This is a genomic window from Mesorhizobium sp. SEMIA396 (assembly GCF_024518615.1).
In the GTDB taxonomy this organism is placed as follows: domain Bacteria; phylum Pseudomonadota; class Alphaproteobacteria; order Rhizobiales; family Rhizobiaceae; genus Mesorhizobium.
Genome location: NZ_JANIFC010000011.1, coordinates 64,863 through 84,148, shown reverse-complemented (window position 1 = coordinate 84,148; position 19,286 = coordinate 64,863). Strand labels below are relative to the sequence as shown.

Below are 19,286 nucleotides of genomic sequence, written 5' to 3'. Positions count from 1 at the left end.
AGGCAGGAAATCATATGCGGACCCTTCCTGACGCGTTCATCCCCGAACTGCCGGGCCACTACAGCGGCAAGGTCCGCGAGAACTATGACCTTGCGGACGGCCGGCGCATCATCATCGCCACCGACCGCCTCAGTGCCTTCGACACCATCCTGACGTCGATCCCCTGCAAGGGCGAGATCCTGACCCAGACGGCGCGGTACTGGTTCGAGGAAACCGCCGACATCTGCCCGAACCATGTTCTCGAATACCCCGACCCGAACGTCGTCGTCGGCACAAGGCTCGACATCCTGCCGGTCGAGATCGTCGTGCGCGGCTATCTGGCGGGAACCACCAGCACCTCGATCCTGACGCGCTACAAGCGCGGTGACCGCGACATGTACGGCATCCGCCTGCCGGATGGCCTGCGCGACAATGAAAGACTGGCGGAGCCGATCATCACGCCGACCAGCAAGGCCGCGCATGGCGGCCATGACGAACCGCTGTCCAAAGCCGAGATTCTCGAGCAGGGTCTTCTCACGCAGGCGCAGTGGGATACCGTATCGGACTACGCCTTGCGGCTGTTCGCCCGCGGCCAGCAGCGCGCCACTGAGCGCGGCCTGATCCTGGCCGACACGAAATACGAATTCGGCACCGACAAGGACGGGACCATCATTCTTGCCGACGAAATCCACACGCCTGACAGCAGCCGGTACTGGATCGCATCGAGTTACGAACAGGCGCTCGCCAGCGGCAGCCGGCCGGAGAGTTTTGACAAGGATTTCATCCGCTCATGGGTCTCGGCGCGCTGCGATCCCTACAGCGACCCGATCCCCAAAATACCCGACGAGATCGTCGAACAGGCTTCCGGGGTCTACGCGCAGGCCTATGAGGCGATCACGGGTAAGGAATTCTCGCCGGACCTTTCCGGGGACAGCGTGCTGGATCGCATCAGAGCTAACCTTGCAGGTTATTTTTGAGAGGTGCCCCTCTCAGCTAACGCCTGGTCTTAAGCCGCGCAGTCGACCCCCACTCCGTCGAGCTTCGCTCGCCACCTCTCCCCCGATCGACGGGGTAGAGGAAGGGCGCGAGCTTGGGGTGGCGCTGCGAAGCAGCGACGGAGTGGGGGAAGCCCCCTCCAAAACCCGAAGCCGCTGGAAATCAGGCACAACCGCGCGAATGCCAGGGTTAGCCTATGCCATGGAGGCCAGGAAACAGCAGCTGCGGCGCGTTGACCTGGTCCTGCAGCGGCGATACGGATCGATGATCATCACCTCACAAGGATTTCTCGCATGGTGCACTACGCTGAAGGACGGCCGCTTGGCGATCTGACGCTGCGCACCCTGGCCATGCCTTCGGACGCCAATGCGGCCGGCGACATTTTCGGCGGCTGGGTGATGGCGCAGATGGACCTGGCCTGCGGTATCCGTGCGGCCGAGCGCGCCAAGGGCCGCGTGGTGACGGCGGCGGTGAAAGAGATGTCGTTCGCCAAGCCGATGAAGATCGGCGACACGCTGTGCATCTACACCCATGTCGAGCGCGTCGGCCGCACCTCGATGACGCTCAAGGTCGAAGCCTGGGCGCAGCGCTACCTCTCCGACCTGATGGAAAAGGTCACCCATGCCGATTTCGTCATGGTGGCGCTGGATGGCGAAGGCAAGCCGAAAGCGGTTCCCGCCGAAGGCTGACGAAAGCCGAAAAATCAGAACCGCACTTGCATCGTGGCGCGGACGCCCTGATCGGCCGCCTTCTTCCCGAACTGGCCGGAGTAGCTGATCCCCAGCGTGGTTCTGTCGGCGATCCGGAAATCGAGCCCGGCCCCGACGATGGCTGTATCCCTAGCGATCGGCACGCCGGCAATGGTGAACAGGTCGCCGCCGGCGAAGGCCATGTCCGCGGTCGGCGTGGTGTCGCCGAAGGCATGACGCCAGCCGAGCGTACCCTGCGCGGTTGCCTGCACCCCGCCGAGGTCGAAGCCGGCCGAGGCACGCAAGCCGAGCGTGGTGAAGGTGGTCTCGGTGGTCGAGGCGGCGGAGGTGAGCGCCGCGGCGCCACCCTGTTCCGTGAAGCCGTCGGTGTGAAGGTTGACATAGGCGAGACTGGCGAAGGGCTCGAAGGCAGCCATGCGCGTCTCGACGCGATAGCCGGCCTCGCCGAAGACCTGCGCGGTTCCGGCATCGTATTTAGCCGTCAGCGCATCGGCGAAGCCTGGAACGACGACGTTGCGGCTGGTGTCGATCCGGTTCCAGCTGTAGGCGACGCCGCCGCGCAGGCCCAGGCCGTCCCACTGTCCACCGCCATAAAGGCCGATGTGATAGGTGTCGCTGGAGCCGGAAGAGGCACGATCGTCGACGTCGAAACTGGTGTGGCTGTAGCCGGTCAGCAGGCCAACCCGCCAGGCGTCGCCGATGGCGGTGTCGCCGCCGGCGAGGAAGCCGCCGGTGGAGCGGTCGAGGCCGGCGGCATTGCCGTCGCCGCTCGCCGTGCCCCAGGAGCCGAAAGCTTGCCCCCACACGACGAAACGGCTGGTGTTAGCCTCGACCAGCTCCGGGCCGCCCTCGCCATAAGCCATCACTGGCATGGCGGGAGCGGTGACGTCGCCCATGGCCGCCCGGACTCGGGCGGTAGCGGCATCGGCGACGAAGCGGCTGTCCTCGATCAGCATCCCCTTGGCCGAGGCATGAACCTCGCCCGACGCGGCATCGAGCGCCAGGCGCGCGGCATCCTCGTCGGTCATCAGCAGCATGGCCCATGCAAGCGCATTGCCTTGGCCGAGCCGATCGAGGGCTCCGGCGGTCGCGATCTGGTTGCGGGTGATGGCGACGTTGGCGACCGCAACGTCGTTGCGCGCCAGGGTGAGGCTGATGTCGTTGCCGTCGCCGCCCTGGTAGTTGATGAGATGGTCGAGGAAGAGAAGGTCGTTGAGGTTGCCGACGGAGGCGAAGGTGCCGGCGACATCGGCCGCGCCATTGTTCTGGATGATCGTGTACGGCCCGTTGAGCAGGTTCCAGCTCTCGGCCGTCGCCGGTGTCAGGACCAGGTTGAGCGTCGCGCCTGATATGTCGACCGTGCCGCCGACGATCAATTTGTCGGCCCCGGACGGGGTCGCCTCGACCTCCAGGACGCCATGATTGACATAGTTGCCGCCGACCGTCTGCACGCCGATGGAATTGCCGACGCCATGCGTGCCGAGGATGGTGACATTGCCGCCTATGGTTCCGATGCCGCCAAGGCGCGCGCCGGAATCGACCGTGACATCGCCGGCGAGGCTGGCGTCGCCATGGCTGGCGTCGCCCACCACCAGCGTTCCCATGTCGACGGTGGTCAGGCCCGCATAGCTGTTCTGTCCGTTGAGCGTCAGCTTGCCCGTGCCGGTCTTGGTCAGGGAGCCGTTTCCGGAAATGGTGCCGCCGATGACGTCGTCATGGCCGAGCGAGCCGAGCGAAAGCTGTGGCGCCAGCTGTGAATCGTCGATTTGTATGGCCCCGTCGCCCGACAGCGAGCCGACATCGAGCACGGAGTCCTGATCCCGGAAGCGCACCAGCACGCTGCCGCCGGCGCCGTTGAGGATGGTTGCGTTCGCCGCCTGCGAGGCCTGCTGGAAATCGAGCGTGCCGCCGGCCTCGTTGACCAGCGTTGCCGTTCCTCCGTCCGAATGTCCGTAAAAAGTGGTCGAGCCGCCATTCCGGTTGGTTATCGTGGCTTCTCCGGCGGAGGAAAATTCATTGCTCGAATAATCGTCGTCGAAGGTCGTCCTGCTGAAATAATACGGTACGCCCAGGCCGTCATTGACGATGGTCGCGTTGGCGGCGCTTGCCCCCGTGAAGGCGACGAAGCCGCCGCCCTGGTTGGTGATGCTGGCCGTGCCGGCATCGGTTCCGGTGCCGAAATTGAGCCCGCCATAGCCGTCCTGCGCCAGGACGATGGTGGCCGCGCCGGCGGTCGCATTGCCCTGGAAGTTGAGGTCGCCCCGGCCGACGGTGATCGAGAGGTCCTGGGCGCTGACTGGATAGGCGGCGTCGTTGCCCGAGAAATAGAGCCTGGCCCATCCCCCGCTTCCGTTGGAGTTTATGGTGACCGGCCCGTCGCCGAGCGCACCTGTCGCCGCCGCGACAAGGCTGCCGCCGCGTACCGCCGTGCCGCCCGAATAGCTGTTGGCGCCGGTCAGCGTCAGCGTGCCGGAACTGGTCTTGGCGAGTTGTCCGTCACCCGAAACCACGCCGTCGAGGATGAGGTTCTTGCCGGCGCCGACATCGAAGGTGCCGCCGTTGGCGCCGAGGATTATCTGGCGTTCCAGCGTGAAGCTGACGGGATTGCCCGTCACCTGCAGCGCGCCGCCGTTCAAGGTCAGGGCGCCCGAGACATCGCCCAGCGCCCAGTCGCCGCCGATCCTCAATGTGCCGCCGTTGACGAAGGTGCCGCCCGAATAGGTGTTGGTGCCGGTGAGGACGACCGTGCCGGTGCCGGATTTGACCAGGGAGCCGGTCCCGCCGAGGAGCGCCGACACGGTGCCGTTGCTCAAGGCGAAGCTGCCGGCGGTGCTCAGAGTGCCGTTGCGCAATTCCCCGCCCGTCAGCGTGAAGCCGGTGGCGGTCTGCGTCGTGGCGCCGAGATCGAGGATGCCTTGCGTAACGGACCAGGCCATGACCGTGCCCGGTGTGCCGGAAATAGTCCAGGTGCCGGTGCCGGACTTTTCCAGGATGCCGAAGCCCTGATACTGGGCGGAAGAGCCCGCCGCGCCCAATTGTGAAAGATCGAAGGAACCGCCGACCGAACCGCCGAGGCCGAATGTGTCGGCCGCGCTGAAGGCCTCCACAGTGCCGCTGACCACCGAGCCGGCGTGCAGTTCCAGCGTATTGACGCCACCGGTGAACTGGATCGCATGAGCCTGGGGACCGTTGCCGTCGATCGAGAATCCACCGGCGATGGTGCCGCTGTTGGTCACGGTGAGGCCTGCCCCGGCAATGCCGATCCCGCCAGATCCGGCGCGGTAGCGTGGATCGCCATAGCCGCTGGCGCCCCCCGTGCCGCCCTGCACGGTGCCGCTGTTGTCGATCGTGCCGCCACCCAGCATGACGATGCCGCCGCCGCCACCACCGCCGCCGCCACCACCGCCGCCGCCGCCGCCAATCACAATGCCGCCGCCGCCACCGCCGCCACCCGCAATGGTGCCGCTGTTGATCAAGACAATATGGGCTCCAGAGAACGTGGCGCCGCTGCCGCCGTCGCCGCCGTCTTCGAATTCGCTCTTGCCGCTGCCGCCGCCGCCGCCGCCAACGATACGACCGCTGTTGGCGAGAGAAGCATTGTCTACCGATGAGGCGACGCCATCGCCGCCGTTGCCGCCGCTGCGGCCGTTGCTATGGAAGCCGCCGCCGCCGCCACCGCCGCCGCCCGTGATCGAGCCGCCATCGTTGATCAGGGTGGCCGCGGAACTGCCGACGCCACCGTCGGCACCGCTGATGAGTCCGCCTGTTCCGCCGGAGCCGGCCACACTGCCATCGCTGCCGTTGCTGCCGCTCTCGCCAGAGAATTCCCCTCCGTTGCCGCCGTTTCCGGATGTGCCTGCGCCGCTCCCGCCGCCGCCATTCCCCCCGCCGCCGCCGCCATTTCCGCCGGCGCCGTCGGCCATGGCGGGGCTCCAGGCCAGGCTGGCCAGGAGGCAGCCCGCGAGGGCGGTCGAACGCAGCAGGCCGCGCTTCGAGACGATGGCAATTCCTGTCAAGGCCAGGCTCCCCAGATCAGCACCGACGCAGTCGTGCATGTTCCCGGGGGCATAGCACCCGAGACCAAGGGCGGGTATCGTTGAAACTAGCTATGCCCGCCGCGCCGGGATACGCCGCTCAGGCCGCGGGCACTTGCAGGGCCAGCACGGTTTCGCCGTGCCGCGACCGCGTGTCGAGCGTGCCGCCCAGCCGCCCGGCCCGCGCCCGCATCGAGCGCAGGCCGGTGCCCGGGACGGGCGCCTCCGAGACGGTATCGAAGCCGACGCCGTTGTCCTGGATGGCCAGGCTCAGCGTCTCGCCGCGCCGGTGCAGGTCGATGACGACGCGGCTTGCCTGGCTGTGCTTGAGCACGTTGGTCAGGCCTTCCTGCAGGATGCGGACGAGATCGAGGCTTCGCGCCGCCGGCAGGTGGCAGTCCTCCAGCCCGGTCAGGTTCCACACGCAATCGATGTCGCGGCTTTCGCATGCCAGCGTTTGGCGGCGGCGCAGCGGCGCGATCCACTCGGCCAGCGACTGGCCGCCCGTCGGGTCGTCGGCAGCGGTGTCGATGATCACCCGCAACTCGTCGCGCAGTTCCTTCAGCACGGACAGGAAGCGATCGGCCGGCAGGTTCTGCGGCGCATGCTCCAGCATGGCGATCGAATTGACCAGGGTGCCGCCCATGCCGTCGTGCAGATTGTGGGAAAGGGATACGCGTTCGGCCAGCCTGGTGTTGGCCAGAATGACCTCATGCTGCTGATGCAGCGTGAGGGCGAGTTCCTCCCTGGCGGTTTCGATCTTGGCCGTGAGTTCATCGTTGAACCCTTCGATGCGGCGCATGTTGGCGACGAAGTTCCAGGCCAGCACCAGCGCCATGCCGACCATCTGCAAGTGGGATGTCAGCGTGACGTAGTAGACATTGCCAAGAAGGATGCCGAAATAGGTCATCAGGTCATGCAGGATGGCCACGATGGTGAGCGCGTTGACGATATGAAGGACGATGTGGTCCAGGCGAGCGCTTCGCCAGGTCAGGCCGATCGCCAGGAAACAGGCGCCGATGTAAAGCAGCGACCAGGACAAGGCCAGGAGGTTGAGCATCGGGGCGAGTTGGGAATGCGGCGTGGCAAACAGGGCGGCGGCGCCGATCGCCAGCGCGGCCCACAGCACGGCTTCCCCCCGGGGAAAGCGGCGCTCGGCGAAGCGGATGACAAACAGCACGAAGGCGGCGGCCATGACCATGAAGGAGAGCATGATAAAACGCTGCCATGTGTCGGTCGTCCCGAACGGCCAGGGGCTCGTGACCACGAAATTGAGCGAATAGCAACACCACGCAATCGTCATCAGGGCGAACCAGCCATAGGCCTTCAGGCTTCGGCGCAGCAGCCAGACGACGAAGAAGAAGGTGCCAAGCGCCGCGGTGACGCCGAGATAGAAGACCGGCAGCTCGCGGCGAATCCAGAATTGCTGGACAAAATGGGCACGCGTCGCCGAAGGCGGGCCGATCAGCACCGGACCAAGACCCGGCTGGTATGGCGCCAGGCCCGAGACCCTGATCAGCAGCGTGTTGGTGCCGGCATGCAGGACCGGGGCTGAGAGCTGCCAGTAGCGGGGCACGTTCCATGAGCGCGTCAACGGCTCGACGAGGAATTCGTCGCGTCCGAGTTCCGCGCCGTTGACGGAGATCGATCCGGCCAGTGTCCAGTAGTTCAGCGCGAGGCCCAGCGGTTCGGTTGCGTCGGCCCTGTCGAAGGTGAGGCGGTACCAGACCACGCCGTCGAAACCGGGCCAGCGCGTCGTCCAGTCGTCGGGCAAGGTCACGCTGGTCCAGCCGGTGGCCGGCGGCGTGGCGGCGTCCCAGCCGGATCGCACGGCCTCGATCGTCTTGAACGGCACGGCCCCGCCGGCGGCAAAGGCGATGCCGCCCGGCACGAGGAGCAGGAATATCAGGGCAAGAAGCCTTGCGACCGCGCCTCGAAGATCGCTTCCGTCCGGGATTTGACCGACAGCTTCTTGTAGATGTTGCGAATGTGGCATTCGACCGTGAACCTGGAGAGGGAAAGGACTCCCGAAATCTCTCGATTGGTAAGCCCCTTGGCAACGAGGTTCAGGATCTCGACCTCGCGCGGCGTCAGGAGAGGCGGCGCTGCAAGCGCGGGCTTGCCGCGCCCCGGCCTGTCGGTGGAAGGACGGGCGCGCCCGGACGGTGCCGGCGCCGACACCAGTTCCAGGATGCGCCGGGCGATGAAGGGATCGATCGGCGCGCCGCCGCGGATGGTGCTGCGGATCGAAAGCGACAGCTCGACGTCGTCGCGCTCCTTCAAGAGATAGCCGGTCGCCCCGGCGCGCAGGGCTTCGAGGATGGTGTTTTCGTTGCTCCAGGCCGAGATGACGAGGATCGGCAGCGCCGCGTCGTGCTCGTGCAGGGAGCCGATGAGGTCGATGCCGTTGCCGTCGGGCAGGCCGACATCGACCAGCGTCATGGCAAAGGGCTGGTCGACGAGCAGGGTCTTGGCCTGCGCGATCGACCCGGCGAAAAACAGCTCCTCCTGAGCATAGCCAAGGCCCCTCAGGATCGAGCGCAACCGCACCTGCATCATCGGCTCGTCCTCGACGACAAGCAGCGGGCTCGGCAGCAGTGCTTCCGATGGCAGGTCGATGACGGGATGTTCCTTGTACGACATGAACCTCGACGCGAATGGCGGCTTTCACCGATAGCAGCCGGGGCAGAAAACACCCAGGCGATCGTAACCAGTCTGCCATGGATCGCTTGCCGCCGACATAGCTGGGATCAGGTAGACAGGGCTACGAACTCGGGGTTAACGGGTGGGTTGGTCCGGAGCCCTCGCCGGCGCGTTGGCTGACGGAGCATCAGACGAAAAACCCGCCTGTGCGGCGGGTCTCTGGCGCAAATCAGCACCATGGACGGAAATGTACCTTAGCTGAGGGCACCGAGTCAAGAAAAAATTCCTATCGTGAAAAGCCACCGGCATAAAAGCCACGGCACAACAGCCGCCGGCAGCGCCGAACTGGCTGTCGTCAGGTCTTTTGTAAAACTGGGTTCGGAGCCCTGATCAGGTAGAGCGAGCCGGGCATGGGTCCGTTTGTAACAGGGGCCGTGTGGGAAACCCGCTTCGCGGCATCCAATGGTTGCCTTCGCGCCCGATGCTGCGGACGTTGGAGGAGAGACAATGCGTCAACATCTGCTGAACGGTTGGCTCGTGGCAGCCCTGGTCGCGACGACCTGCCTGCTCGGCGTGACCGCTTATGCGGAGGTGAAGGAAGACATCTCGCGCAGTGCCTGCACGCATGGGGAACAGGCTCCCGGCAAGCAGGGCGCACGGTGTGATAGCTGTGGCGCCGCGCGATGCGATGTCCGCGCATCAGGAGCCTGAGCGGCAGCCGTCAGGGGACGGCATGAGCGGCAATCCGCCAGCCAAAACGGCGCGTGCATTCGGGCAACGATCCGCGCAGCCGAGATAGAATTTCCGATCGGGCAAGCCGGATGTTGCGTGCGCGTCTGAATCCCTTGCAGCGCAAGGATTTCAGACGCGGGCGTCGTCGAATTTTTCGCGCGCCGCCTTGACGCGCATGGTGTTCGCACGCGCCCATTCGCTCAGTGCGCTGACGGGGATCAGCAGCTCGTGGCCGAGCTCGGTCAGCTCATAATCGACGCGCGGTGGAATGGTTGGAAACACGGTGCGGGTGACGAAGCCGTCACGCTCCAGCCCGCGCAAGGTGGTGGTCAGCATTTTCTGCGAGATGCCGCCGACGGCAGCGCGCAATTCGTTGAAACGCAGCGGTCCGTCGCCCAGCTTGCCGACGACCAGAACGGTCCATTTGTCGCCGACGCGCTGCAGGATTTCCGAGATGGCGCGGCAGTCTTCGGAGCGATGTGGGTGCCTCGGTAACAAAAAAGTGCCTTCTTGTGCATCGCGTTTCCAGTATCTCATATAGCGCAGGTATCCAAATGATACCAGTACTTCGTGCAAGGAGAGCCCTTATGTCCAAACCCAAAATTGCCATCGTCGTCGGATCGACGCGCGCCGCTCGTTTCGCCGATGTGCCAACCCAGTGGATCGCCAAGATCGCCAAGTCGCATGCCGACATCGATGTCGAGGTCGTCGATCTGCGCGACTTCCCGCTGCCGTTCTTCGACGAGGTCGCATCCTCCGCCTGGGCGCCGTCGCAGAACGAAGTGGCACAGCGCTGGCAGAAGAAGGTCGCCGAATTCGACGGCTTCATCTTCACCGCCGCCGAATACAATCATGGCCCGACGGCCGTGCTGAAGAACGCCATCGACTACGCCGCCAATGAATGGAACAAGAAGTCGGCCGGCTTCGTCGGTTATGGCAGCGTCGGCGGCTCGCGTGCCGTCGAACAGCTTAGACTGTATGCCGTCGAATTGCAGATGGCGCCGGTCAAGTCGGCCGTCCATATCGCCTGGGGCGATTTCCTCGCCGTCCGCCAGGGCGAGAAGAAGCTGGAAGACCTCGAGCATCTGAACCAGGCCGCCACCGCGCTGGTCAACGATGTTGCGTGGTGGGCCAAGGTGCTCAAGGCAGCGCGTCAGGCCGACGCCGTTGCCGAGGAAGTCAAGGCGGCCTGACCGCCAATTCGAGTTATCCTCCCAAGGATCCGGGGCGGCGCTTGCGTCGCCCTTTTTCAATTATAGCGGCTCGAATTGAAAGCTGGCGCCGGATCGGACGACGCGGCCGATGCCGGGCGAATCCAGATGCGCGCCGGCAACGAAACAATGTTCGTCGGCTGCAAGCGCCAGCAACCGCAACCGGCTTTCGCGCGCCTGGTCCTGATCGGCGTCGAATTCCCACGTCACCTCAGGTCGATCGAACTGAAGCGATGGGACGTGAACGGTGTCGCCCCAAATCAGAACGCGTTCGCCGCCGCTCGAAACGCGAAAGCAGCTATGTCCCGCTTCATGGCCACGAGCGTCGACAATGTCGACATGTGTCCCGATACGGTCTCCGGCTTCGAAGGGTTCCGCCATGCCGTGAAATCGTTCGAGCCGCGCTTCGGCGCGAAAAAAGCCGAGTTCTTCCCCGGGAACGAGCAAGCGCGCCAGGCGCGGGAAAGCGTCGCGGCCGTCGGCAAGCACAAGACCATGGATGTGGTCGAGATGCGTGTGGGTGAAGCAGATGGTACGGACTCGTCCGGCATCGATGCCGGCTTCGTCCAGCGCCTCGGGAAGTCGGCCCATGGTGGGATGCCAGGCGTTCGAGGCGCCGGTATCGATCAAGATGATCCCATTTCCATCGTCAATCGCGAAGGCATTGACGGAAAGCCTGAGTTGACCAGCAATCAACGCGACTTGTTGCGGCAATTCATCGCCAAATGGCTTGTCGCCGCGTTGCCGAAGCCGTCCGATCGGCATGTCGACATAGCCATCGCGCAAGGAGGTGATGCGCAAGTCACCAAGATCGTAGGTCTGATAAAGGTCGCCTGAGGCTATGCGGCGCATTTTTTCGATCCTCTGTAAACAATCGACAACATGCGACGGGCCAGCCGCGTCGGCAACCCGCCCCGTCAATTCGATCTATGCCATGTGTGCGTGCGTCGCCTGCCGTGACCGGATGATGCAGTCGGCGAGGCGGTCCGCCTCGTCCAACTCGTCGGTATGATGCTGATATCCGGATGTCGCGATAGCCGCGAACACGACGCCAATCGGGGTTGGACTGCTACATCGACGGGACTGCCATCTGGTCGCGCCCTTTGCCCTGATATATCCGGCTGCATTCCGTTACATGAGTGAAACCGTGAAGACATCCAGCCTGACCGGCGCCGTTTCCCCGATGATCCCGGTGCTCGTATGCGCGCTTGCGATCTTCCTGCTGTCCGGGATGGATGCGGCGATGAAGATCCTGGTCATCGCGGTCGGCGTCTACAACACTTTGCTGTGGCGCAGCATGGTCGCGACCGTGGTCGCGGGCGCGGCCTGGCTGGCGGGACCGCGCCTAAAGCCAACCGTTCCGGTGCTGAGGCTGCATGCGTTGCGTGCCGCGGTTGTCGGCGTCGTCCTGATATCCTTCTTCTGGGGCTTGGCCAGGCTGCCGCTTGCGGAGGCGATCGGGCTCAGCTTCGTGGCGCCTTTGTTTGCCCTGTTTCTCGCCGCGTTGCTGCTCGGCGAACGGATCCGGCGAGAGGCTGTCTGGGCATCGCTGGCCGGCATCGCCGGCGTCGCGATTATCATGGCCGGCCAGTTCGGGCAGGCAGACTATTCGCAAGATGCCATGCTCGGCACGGCGGCGGTGCTCGTGTCGACGGTGTTCTACGGCTACAATCTGATCCTAGCCCGGCAACAGGCGCAGTTGGCCAAGCCGATCGAGATCATGCTGTTCCAGAACCTTTGCGTTGCCATCCTGCTCGGCCTCGCAGCACCCTGGCTCGCCGTCGCCCTGCCGAGCAATCTTTGGCTTCCTTTGGCCGGGGTGACGGTGCTGTCGCTCGCCGGGCAATTCCTGATGAGCTGGTCCTACGCCCGCGCCGAAGCGCAATATCTGATCCCGACGGAATACTCGGCCTTCATCTGGGCGGTCGCGCTCGGCTGGTTCTTCTTCGGCGAGGAGGCGACCTGGACCACCTTGGCCGGAGCATGCCTGATCGTCGCCGGCTGCCTGATCGCCGCGCGGGCCAATCCAAGGCTTGCCGAGCCCATCGAAATGGCGGTTTGAGCGTCGACGTTCAGCGCCCTGCAGGTTCGCGAAAGACCCCAGTCTCCACCTCGTGGATGAAGTGAGCGATGAGAGCCGCGCATTGGCGATGATGCGTTTCGAGAAGCATGTGTCCGCTCTCAAAGACATGGATTTCGACTGCGTCGAGGTCGCGGCTGTAGGCCATGATCTCGTCCAGCGCGAAGAAGGCGTCGTGCCGTCCCCACAGCACGAGGCATGCTGGCTGGTGGTCGCGGAGATAGGCCTGGATGGCCGGGAAGCGGGCGATGTGCGAGCCATAATCGGTGAAGAGTTCGAACTGAATGTCGGTGTTGCCGGGCCTCGCCAGGCGCTCCGTATCGAGATACCAACCCTCGGGCGGAAACAACACCTTCAGACGCTCGGGGAGACCGCCGATATATTGGTTTCGGGTCCCCTCGAAATTCATCCAGTCCGGCAGTTTGGCGCGGTTTTCTTCAGTCGGTTCGGCGAAGAATGCCTTCGGCGCGTCCCATTCCGGTCCCAGCCCCTCGTCATGAGCATTGCTGTCCTGCGCGATCAGGCCGAGGATGCGATCCGGCTGCCGTGTGGCGAGATGGTAGCCGACAGGCGTGCCGAAGTCAGTGATGTAGAGGAAGAATCGCTGGATGCCGAGGGCCTCGACGAAGGCTTCGATCGTGTTGGCCAGGTTCTCGAACGTGTAGTCATAGGCATCGATGGAAGGGGCGGACGAAAAGCCGAAACCGGGCAGGTCCGGCGCCACCACATAGGCTGTGTCCGCCAGCGGTTCGATGACATTGCGATAGACGTGCGACGAAGTCGGATATCCGTGCAGCAGCAGGATTGCCGGTCTGCCCGGGTCGCCGGCGTGTCGGTAGAAGATGTCGAGGCCGTCGACATTGATGGTCTCGTGGCGGGTCTTGTAACGATTGCTGCACATCCTCTCTCTCCCAGTGGTCCGCGCCGACCTGGCGGTGCTATGGGTTTGACACCACATATCCCTGTGATAGTGGTTACATCATGTAACCGTATAATGCGGTTGATGAGGTTATGTTCCATGGGCGATGCATACACCGAATGGGTGCCGGATCACTTCATCGGCGGGCATCCCGCTTTGGACCTGTCGAATGCCGTGTTCGACCGGCGGGCGCCGGCAGCAGACAATGAACTCTTCAAATCCGTCCAGGATGTTGCGAACTGGTTCAGCGCCTCAGGGCTTGCCGACGATCGCCAGGCGCAGGCCGTTGCCGAGATAGCGGATGGGCGGTTCGTGGAAGGGGTCCGCGAAATGCGGGAGGCGTCATTTCAGGTTTTCGAGCCAATCGCCGCGGGTAAACCGTCTGCGGCCGAACCGCTTGGCGTGTTGTTCTCGCGCACGGCAAGCTCGCTTGCCGCCGGCTCTATCGAACTGGATGGCACCAGACCGAAGCTTGCCCTTGCCCGGTGGCGGGACCCGGACGCCGTCACCGCCTTGCTGGCCATGCTGTCCATCGACGCGTTCTTCACCCTGCCGCGCGACAGGCTGCATTCCTGCCCTCGCTGTGGCTGGCTTTTCCTCGATACGTCGCGAGGCGGCAAGCGGCGCTGGTGCAGCATGCGCACCTGCGGCAACCGCGAGAAGGTGTCGCGCCACCGAGATCATACCGACGTCTAGACCCGGGTTAGCGCACCACGTCGCCTCTGCTGCGGGCAGCCGGATGCCGGCGCGTCACTCCGGAAGACCGGCCTTGCGAAAACCATCGACGAAATGCTCGAGCGTAGCGGCGTCGCGGAATGGCTCGGTCGTCGCCCAGTGATGGGTTGTGAAATGCGGGTTGCCGACGAGGAACAGTTCAGCCTCAGCGCGCGCCTCGTCGAGCCGGCCGAGTTGCGCCAGGCTGGCGGCCAGGAAACGGCGTGAGCTTGTGCGATAGGTCTCGTCACGGCGCAACGTCTCGATAGCGGCTTGGTAGTCGCGCGCCGCATATTGCGCCTGGCCGAGCGTCAGATAGTACCAGCTCGCTGGAAACGGGTTCAGCCGGAACGCCTTGCCGATGTGCTCGAGGCCCTCTTCGACCCGGCCGGCCAGGACGGCGATGTCGGACAATGCCGCCCAGGTGTCGGCCTCGTTCGGGTCGAGCTCGATCGCCTTGGCGAATTCCGCATCCGCTTCAGTGAAGCTGCGCTCATAGGCAAGCAGGTAGGCCAGGATCCAGCGACAGCCGGCATCGTTGGGATCGATCGCCACGGCCTTGCGCGCCAGCTCCAAGGCAACGCTGCGGGCAGCTTCGGTTGGTCCGCCCCAATGCACCCGTCCCATCCAGTGGTTCATGGCAAGCCAGCGATAGGGCTCGGCGTAATCAGGATCGAGCGACACCGCGCGCGTCAGCATCAGATGCGCTTCCTGCGCCATCTGCGGCGAGTCGTCGATCAGCTTGCGCGCCCGCACGCAGAGATCGTAAGCCTCGAGATTGCTGGGTCGGTTGCGCGGCGGCGGCGCGCGCAGACGGCCAAGCAACGCCTCCACAATCTTGGCCGTAACCTCGTCCTGAACGGCAAAGATATCGTCCAGGCCGCGATCGAAGCGTTCCGCCCACAGATGGTCGCCGCTCACCGCGTCGACCAGCTGTGCGTTGATGCGCACGCGCCCCGCGGCGCGTCTTGCGCTGCCTTCCAGCAGGTAGCGCACGCCAAGATCCCCGGCGATCTCGCGCACGTCCATCGCTTTTCCCTTATAGGCAAAGGTCGAATTGCGGGCGATGACGAACAGGCCGGAGATCCTGGACAGGTCGGTGATGAGGTCTTCGGTCAACCCGTCCACGAAGGAATCCTGCTCGGGATCGTTGCTGAAATTGACGAAGGGCAGCACGGCTATCGATGGTTTGTCGGGCAGCGGCAAGGATTTTCGCTTGGCCTCGCCGAGCTGTTCGACGGCCCCTGTGAAACGGTAGCCGACGCGCGGAACGGTGGATATCCATTCGCCGTTCTCGCCGACAGGACCAAGCAGCTTGCGCAACTGCGCGATCTGGACGGTGAGGTTGCCTTCCTCGACGGCCGTGCCCGGCCATGCAGCGTCCATCAACTCGGCCTTCCCCAATATTTCACCGGGCCGCCCGACGAGTGCTGCAAGCAGGCTCAGCCCGCGATAGCCAACGGCAACGGGGACGTCGTTCCGAAGCAGCGTTCCCGCACCCGGATCAAGCACGAACGGACCAAAGGCAAAACGCGATCCCTGCATAGGCGCATCTATAGAGCAATTCCAGGAAAAGTGTGAAGCGGTTTTCTGTTCGGAATTGCGTCAAAACAAAGGGTTAGAGTAGTTTGCCGGTTCCGTGAGCCGGTGAACTGCTCTAGCTCGTTTGGAAGTTTTGAGAACTATTTGGGAGGGCTTAATTACGGCGCCGTCCGTATCGCGCAGAATTCAACCTCATCGAGAGCCCCAGGCCCTCAAACCATATGGAGGTTGCCATGACCAATACACTTGCATCAGCCCAGCGTTGTGCAGCGCGAGCGGGAACGCCCGTGCGGCCGGCATCGCGCCGGCTCCTGAAGACCCTGCGAAGCATCATAGCGAGTTGGCACGATCGGACCTGGCGCGAACGGATACGCTTTCGCTGGCAACTCAGGCAGATGTCGAAGGACAATCCGCATCTGATCGACGATATCGGCCTGACGATACAGCAGGTCGAGGGAGAGATCGCCAAGCCCTTCTGGGAACGATAGAGCGAATGCCGCAATTGCGTCGGGCGTCAGCGCACCGCCTCGCGATGGGCGCCCAAACCGAGGTCGCTTTGGGCGACATGCATCAGAGCGCATCCATATGTACGCCATTGGTAATCTGAGTGCAGCCGGGCAGGCCGAATTGCTCGGCCCACAGACATAGTGAACCTGCTGCTGCGTTGAGCGCCGCGCCGCGTTCTGTCAGCGAATAGACTACCTTCGCTGGAACCACGGAAAAGACCTTGCGGTCGACAAGGCCGTCCGCCTCCAGTTCTCGCAATTGTTGAGCCAGCATCTTTTCACTGATGCCAGAGAGCGCCTGTTTCAATCGACCAAATCTGCGCGACGCCGTTCCGAGCTCGCAAAGGATATCTACTTTCCACTTTCCTTCGACCATCCTGACGGCCGCTGCAAAGCCATTGTCCGCGGAATTGTTCATCGCGCGTTCCTTACCTTCTGGTGACCACTTACGCCCGGGTGCGTATCGCGCGCCGCTCGTTTTGACATACCTCTCAAGACGATCACAGCAAAACGCGGTCTGACGCCGCCAATTGATATGGAGTGTGGAATGAAGCTTTCAATCACGGTTGTTGGAACGGGCCGTATGGGCTCGGCGCTCGCCGGCAGCCTGCTTCAGTCGGGATATCCGACGACTGTCTGGAACAGAACCAGACAGAAGACCGATCCACTCGCCAGGCTGGGCGCAATCGTCGCGTCCTCCGTGGAGGAAGCCGTGAACGCAGGCGAGATCATCATTGTGAATGTCAGCGACTATGAGGCGACAAAAGCGCTTCTCCACAGTGACGCCATCGCCTCAGCCATTCGCGGCAAGCTGATCGTGGAGTTGACTTCCGGGACGCCAAATGGCGCACGGGAAGCCGCTGATTGGTATAGGGAGCACGGCGCAAGCTACCTTGATGGCGCGATCATGGCGACGCCGGATTATATCGGCACGGACGCCGGAACCATCCTGCTTGCCGGGCCAAGGGCGGCTTTCGACACGAACCGCGATGTGTTTCGCGCTTTGGGTGGCAATGTTCAGCATGTTGGCGAAGAACCAGGGCGTGCGAACGGGCTCGATAGCGCACTACTGGCTATCATGTGGGGCGCTCTGTTCGGGGCGCTCCATGCGATCGCCGTGTCGCAGGCCGAAGAGATCGAACTCGGTGAACTGGCGCGTCAGTGGTCCGCGACGGCGCCGGTCATTGACGGCTTGGTGACCGACCTCATCAAGCGGACGAGCGCTGGCCGATTTGCCAGCGATAACGAAACGCTCTCGTCGATCTCGGCGCACCACGGCGCAATGCAGCATCTATTGGAGTTGATGCAGTTCCGCGAAATCGACCGTTCAATAGTCGATGGTTATGATGCGATATTCAAACGGGCCATAGCGGCGGGCCACCTGCACGATGATTTCGCCGCGCTCTCGCAATTTCTGGCGACAGGGAAGTAGCATGCCTTTGACGCATCTCATCGATAAGTATTGTGCATCGTGGTCCACCGAAAACGCCGAGAAGCGGCGGGCGTCGCTGTTATCGATCTTGAGCGATGGCGCGACGTATACCGATCCAACCGTTCACGCCGTTGGTGCCGAAGAACTTCTAGCCCACATTGCAGGAATTCAGAGCAAGCATCCTGGTGCCTGCATTCTGCGGACCAGCAACGTGGACGTTCATCACGGCGTCGCGCGCTTCGCGTGGAAGTTTGTGACGCCTGACGGTTCGTCTTTACCCGAGGGCCTGGACATCGCTTTTCTGGATGAGGAGCAGAAACGGATAACGCGTATCATTGGCTTCTTCGGTTTGTTGAAACCAGCTCGATCTCTGGCAGAGGGCGGCGTCAGCTAACCGGTCAAGAGCTGACATTCGAACATGTCAGCGCACCGCCTCGCGTTGGGCGCCGGGCAGGCGGGTGGCGATCAGCTTGTCGATGCGGCGGCCGTCGAGATCGACCACCTCGAAGCGCCAGCCCTGCGCGTCGACGCATTCGCCAGTCGCCGGCAGATGATGCATGTGCGACAGCACATAACCGGCGACGGTTTCGTAATCGCGGTTTTCCGGCAGGTCGATGCCGAGAATGTCGGCCATCTCGTCGGCCTGCATGTAGCCGGCGAGCAGCCACGAGCCGTCCTCGCGCTTGACCGCGTTTTCCTCATCGCCGGCGTCGGTGTCGGCGCGGAACACGCCGGTGATGGCTTCCAGAATGTCGGCCGGGGTGACGATGCCTTCGAAATGGCCGTATTCGTCATGCACCAGCGCCATCGGCACGTCGGATTCCTTCAGCTTCTGCAGCACATCCAGCGCGTCGGCCTGGTCGTAGACGATGGGGGCTGCGCGCACATGCCTGCGCGGGTCGAGCACGCGGCCGGCAAGCAGTGCGGCCAGCACGTCACGCGTCTGGACGACGCCGACCATGACGTCGACGCCGCCGTCGCCTGCCGGCAGGCGCGAATGCTGGGTTTCCATGAGCAGCTTGCGGATGGCCGCCTCGTCGGATTGCAGATTGATCCAGTCGACTTCGGTGCGCGGCGTCATCACCGCGCGCACGGCGCGGTCGCCAAGCCGCATGACGCCTGCGATCATGCGCCGCTCGTCGGATTCGATGGTGCCGTGATGCTCGGCCTCGGCGACCAGCATCTTGATCTCCTCATCGGTGACCTTCTCCTCGCTTTCGCCGCGCTGGCCGAGCAGCCACAGGATGGTGCGGCCGGAGAAATCGAGCAGGAAGACCAGCGGCGCCGAAACGGTGGCGAGGATGGTCATTGCCGGAGCGACCCTGGCGGCGACCCGCTCTGGGTCGCGCAAGGCGATCTGCTTGGGCACCAGTTCGCCGACGATCAGCGAGAAATAGGTGATGATGGCGACGACGATGCCGACGCCGAGCGGATCGGCGACGGTCTCGCGGATGCCGGTCGAGGCCAGGAACTGCGCCAGCCGTTCGCCGAGCGTGGCGCCGGAAAAGGCGCCGGAGAGGACGCCGACCAGGGTGATGCCGATCTGCACCGAGGACAGGAACTTGCCGGGATTGGAACCCAACTCGAGCGCGCGGCCGGCGCCATTGATGCCTCGGTCGATCATCGCTTTCAGGCGGGCCGGTCGCGACGAGACGATGGCAAGTTCGGACATCGACAGAAGGCCGTTCACACAGATGAGGACGACCACGATAGCGATTTCTACGTATAACATGAGCGGTCAATAGCATTGCGGCGCGGTCTTCGAAAATAGTCCGACGTGATTTTTGA

General features: G+C 63.8%; 18 protein-coding genes. 9 read left to right on the top strand and 9 right to left on the bottom strand.

The features are described from left to right. The first annotated feature begins 14 nt into the window (after positions 1-14). Both NP503_RS24490 and NP503_RS24485 read left to right on the top strand, forming a co-directional pair. Positions 15-956 (top strand): phosphoribosylaminoimidazolesuccinocarboxamide synthase, encoded by a 942-nt coding sequence (locus NP503_RS24490; protein WP_127271176.1) that lies wholly within the window; start codon positions 15-17, stop codon positions 954-956. A 312-nt stretch (positions 957-1,268) separates the two neighbouring features. Beyond that, positions 1,269-1,664, top strand: coding sequence for an acyl-CoA thioesterase (locus NP503_RS24485; protein WP_013530049.1), 396 nt, complete (start codon positions 1,269-1,271; stop codon positions 1,662-1,664). Between the two features lie 14 nt (positions 1,665-1,678). Here the strand turns inward: NP503_RS24485 and NP503_RS24480 are convergent, their stop codons facing one another. The 3 genes from NP503_RS24480 to NP503_RS24470 all read right to left on the bottom strand — a co-directional run bounded on the left by NP503_RS24480 (position 1,679) and on the right by NP503_RS24470 (position 8,362). Further along, complete coding sequence (locus NP503_RS24480) at positions 1,679-5,701, bottom strand: autotransporter domain-containing protein (RefSeq protein ID WP_256755000.1); 4,023 nt, start codon at positions 5,699-5,701, stop codon at positions 1,679-1,681. Positions 5,702-5,819: 118 nt separating this feature from the next. Further along, on the bottom strand, positions 5,820-7,610 hold the full coding sequence (locus tag NP503_RS24475; RefSeq protein WP_164748985.1) for a 7TM diverse intracellular signaling domain-containing protein: 1,791 nt from the start codon (positions 7,608-7,610) through the stop codon (positions 5,820-5,822). Between the two features lie 14 nt (positions 7,611-7,624). Further along, entirely contained in the window at positions 7,625-8,362 is a 738-nt protein-coding gene (locus tag NP503_RS24470; protein ID WP_127272777.1) for a response regulator transcription factor, read from the bottom strand. A gap of 507 nt (positions 8,363-8,869) precedes the next feature. On the opposite strand from NP503_RS24470, the gene NP503_RS24465 reads away from it, so the two are divergent. Further along, positions 8,870-9,073, top strand: a complete 204-nt coding sequence (locus tag NP503_RS24465; protein WP_127271958.1) for a hypothetical protein — start codon at positions 8,870-8,872, stop codon at positions 9,071-9,073. Between the two features lie 150 nt (positions 9,074-9,223). Here NP503_RS24465 and NP503_RS24460 read toward each other — a convergent pair whose 3' ends face one another. Next, the gene (locus NP503_RS24460) at positions 9,224-9,592 is read right to left on the bottom strand and encodes a helix-turn-helix domain-containing protein (protein WP_164748987.1); all 369 of its coding nucleotides are present in this window, start codon (positions 9,590-9,592) and stop codon (positions 9,224-9,226) included. 89 nt (positions 9,593-9,681) lie between these two features. Here NP503_RS24460 and NP503_RS24455 point away from each other — a divergent pair, with 89 nt between their 5' ends. Next, complete coding sequence (locus NP503_RS24455) at positions 9,682-10,287, top strand: NADPH-dependent FMN reductase (protein ID WP_127271924.1); 606 nt, start codon at positions 9,682-9,684, stop codon at positions 10,285-10,287. Positions 10,288-10,347: 60 nt separating this feature from the next. Here the strand turns inward: NP503_RS24455 and NP503_RS24450 are convergent, their stop codons facing one another. Then, a complete protein-coding gene (locus NP503_RS24450; RefSeq protein WP_236382913.1) occupies positions 10,348-11,070 on the bottom strand; it encodes an MBL fold metallo-hydrolase in 723 nt (240 codons plus the stop codon). A 370-nt stretch (positions 11,071-11,440) separates the two neighbouring features. Between NP503_RS24450 and NP503_RS24445 the strand changes: the two genes are divergently transcribed. Then, entirely contained in the window at positions 11,441-12,367 is a 927-nt protein-coding gene (locus NP503_RS24445; RefSeq protein WP_127271654.1) for a DMT family transporter, read from the top strand. A 10-nt stretch (positions 12,368-12,377) separates the two neighbouring features. Here the strand turns inward: NP503_RS24445 and NP503_RS24440 are convergent, their stop codons facing one another. Then, positions 12,378-13,286 (bottom strand): alpha/beta fold hydrolase, encoded by a 909-nt coding sequence (locus NP503_RS24440; RefSeq protein ID WP_127272166.1) that lies wholly within the window; start codon positions 13,284-13,286, stop codon positions 12,378-12,380. A 117-nt stretch (positions 13,287-13,403) separates the two neighbouring features. On the opposite strand from NP503_RS24440, the gene NP503_RS24435 reads away from it, so the two are divergent. Continuing rightward, positions 13,404-14,000 carry a CGNR zinc finger domain-containing protein gene (locus NP503_RS24435; RefSeq protein WP_127272169.1) on the top strand — a complete coding sequence of 199 codons (597 nt, stop codon included), beginning with the start codon at positions 13,404-13,406 and terminating at the stop codon, positions 13,998-14,000. 54 nt (positions 14,001-14,054) lie between these two features. On the opposite strand, the gene NP503_RS24430 is transcribed toward NP503_RS24435, so the two are convergent. After that, positions 14,055-15,563: a winged helix-turn-helix domain-containing tetratricopeptide repeat protein gene (locus NP503_RS24430; RefSeq protein WP_127272172.1), complete on the bottom strand. Its 1,509-nt coding sequence runs from the start codon at positions 15,561-15,563 to the stop codon at positions 14,055-14,057. 230 nt (positions 15,564-15,793) lie between these two features. Between NP503_RS24430 and NP503_RS24425 the strand changes: the two genes are divergently transcribed. Further along, complete coding sequence (locus tag NP503_RS24425) at positions 15,794-16,048, top strand: DUF1127 domain-containing protein (protein WP_127270483.1); 255 nt, start codon at positions 15,794-15,796, stop codon at positions 16,046-16,048. Positions 16,049-16,130: 82 nt separating this feature from the next. Here the strand turns inward: NP503_RS24425 and NP503_RS24420 are convergent, their stop codons facing one another. After that, complete coding sequence (locus tag NP503_RS24420; RefSeq protein WP_127270482.1) at positions 16,131-16,484, bottom strand: helix-turn-helix domain-containing protein; 354 nt, start codon at positions 16,482-16,484, stop codon at positions 16,131-16,133. A gap of 129 nt (positions 16,485-16,613) precedes the next feature. Here NP503_RS24420 and NP503_RS24415 point away from each other — a divergent pair, with 129 nt between their 5' ends. Beyond that, the gene (locus NP503_RS24415; RefSeq protein WP_127270480.1) at positions 16,614-17,498 is read left to right on the top strand and encodes an NAD(P)-dependent oxidoreductase; all 885 of its coding nucleotides are present in this window, start codon (positions 16,614-16,616) and stop codon (positions 17,496-17,498) included. A gap of 1 nt (position 17,499) precedes the next feature. Continuing rightward, positions 17,500-17,892 carry a nuclear transport factor 2 family protein gene (locus tag NP503_RS24410; protein ID WP_164748986.1) on the top strand — a complete coding sequence of 131 codons (393 nt, stop codon included), beginning with the start codon at positions 17,500-17,502 and terminating at the stop codon, positions 17,890-17,892. Between the two features lie 27 nt (positions 17,893-17,919). Here the strand turns inward: NP503_RS24410 and NP503_RS24405 are convergent, their stop codons facing one another. Beyond that, positions 17,920-19,230 carry a hemolysin family protein gene (locus tag NP503_RS24405; protein ID WP_127272177.1) on the bottom strand — a complete coding sequence of 437 codons (1,311 nt, stop codon included), beginning with the start codon at positions 19,228-19,230 and terminating at the stop codon, positions 17,920-17,922. Positions 19,231-19,286: the final 56 nt, after the last annotated feature.

What these genes read in the sequence shown, in the direction of transcription:
- NP503_RS24490 (WP_127271176.1), top strand. Translation starts at nt 15, where the DNA reads ATGCGGACCCTTCCTGACGCGTTCATCCCCGAACTGCCGGGCCACTAC.
- NP503_RS24485 (WP_013530049.1), top strand. Translation starts at nt 1,269, where the DNA reads ATGGTGCACTACGCTGAAGGACGGCCGCTTGGCGATCTGACGCTGCGC.
- NP503_RS24470 (WP_127272777.1), bottom strand. Translation starts at nt 8,362, where the DNA reads ATGTCGTACAAGGAACATCCCGTCATCGACCTGCCATCGGAAGCACTG.
- NP503_RS24465 (WP_127271958.1), top strand. Translation starts at nt 8,870, where the DNA reads ATGCGTCAACATCTGCTGAACGGTTGGCTCGTGGCAGCCCTGGTCGCG.
- NP503_RS24455 (WP_127271924.1), top strand. Translation starts at nt 9,682, where the DNA reads ATGTCCAAACCCAAAATTGCCATCGTCGTCGGATCGACGCGCGCCGCT.
- NP503_RS24450 (WP_236382913.1), bottom strand. Translation starts at nt 11,070, where the DNA reads ATGCCGATCGGACGGCTTCGGCAACGCGGCGACAAGCCATTTGGCGAT.
- NP503_RS24445 (WP_127271654.1), top strand. Translation starts at nt 11,441, where the DNA reads ATGAGTGAAACCGTGAAGACATCCAGCCTGACCGGCGCCGTTTCCCCG.
- NP503_RS24440 (WP_127272166.1), bottom strand. Translation starts at nt 13,286, where the DNA reads ATGTGCAGCAATCGTTACAAGACCCGCCACGAGACCATCAATGTCGAC.
- NP503_RS24435 (WP_127272169.1), top strand. Translation starts at nt 13,404, where the DNA reads ATGGGCGATGCATACACCGAATGGGTGCCGGATCACTTCATCGGCGGG.
- NP503_RS24430 (WP_127272172.1), bottom strand. Translation starts at nt 15,563, where the DNA reads ATGCAGGGATCGCGTTTTGCCTTTGGTCCGTTCGTGCTTGATCCGGGT.
- NP503_RS24425 (WP_127270483.1), top strand. Translation starts at nt 15,794, where the DNA reads ATGACCAATACACTTGCATCAGCCCAGCGTTGTGCAGCGCGAGCGGGA.
- NP503_RS24420 (WP_127270482.1), bottom strand. Translation starts at nt 16,484, where the DNA reads ATGAACAATTCCGCGGACAATGGCTTTGCAGCGGCCGTCAGGATGGTC.
- NP503_RS24415 (WP_127270480.1), top strand. Translation starts at nt 16,614, where the DNA reads ATGAAGCTTTCAATCACGGTTGTTGGAACGGGCCGTATGGGCTCGGCG.
- NP503_RS24410 (WP_164748986.1), top strand. Translation starts at nt 17,500, where the DNA reads ATGCCTTTGACGCATCTCATCGATAAGTATTGTGCATCGTGGTCCACC.
- NP503_RS24405 (WP_127272177.1), bottom strand. Translation starts at nt 19,230, where the DNA reads ATGTTATACGTAGAAATCGCTATCGTGGTCGTCCTCATCTGTGTGAAC.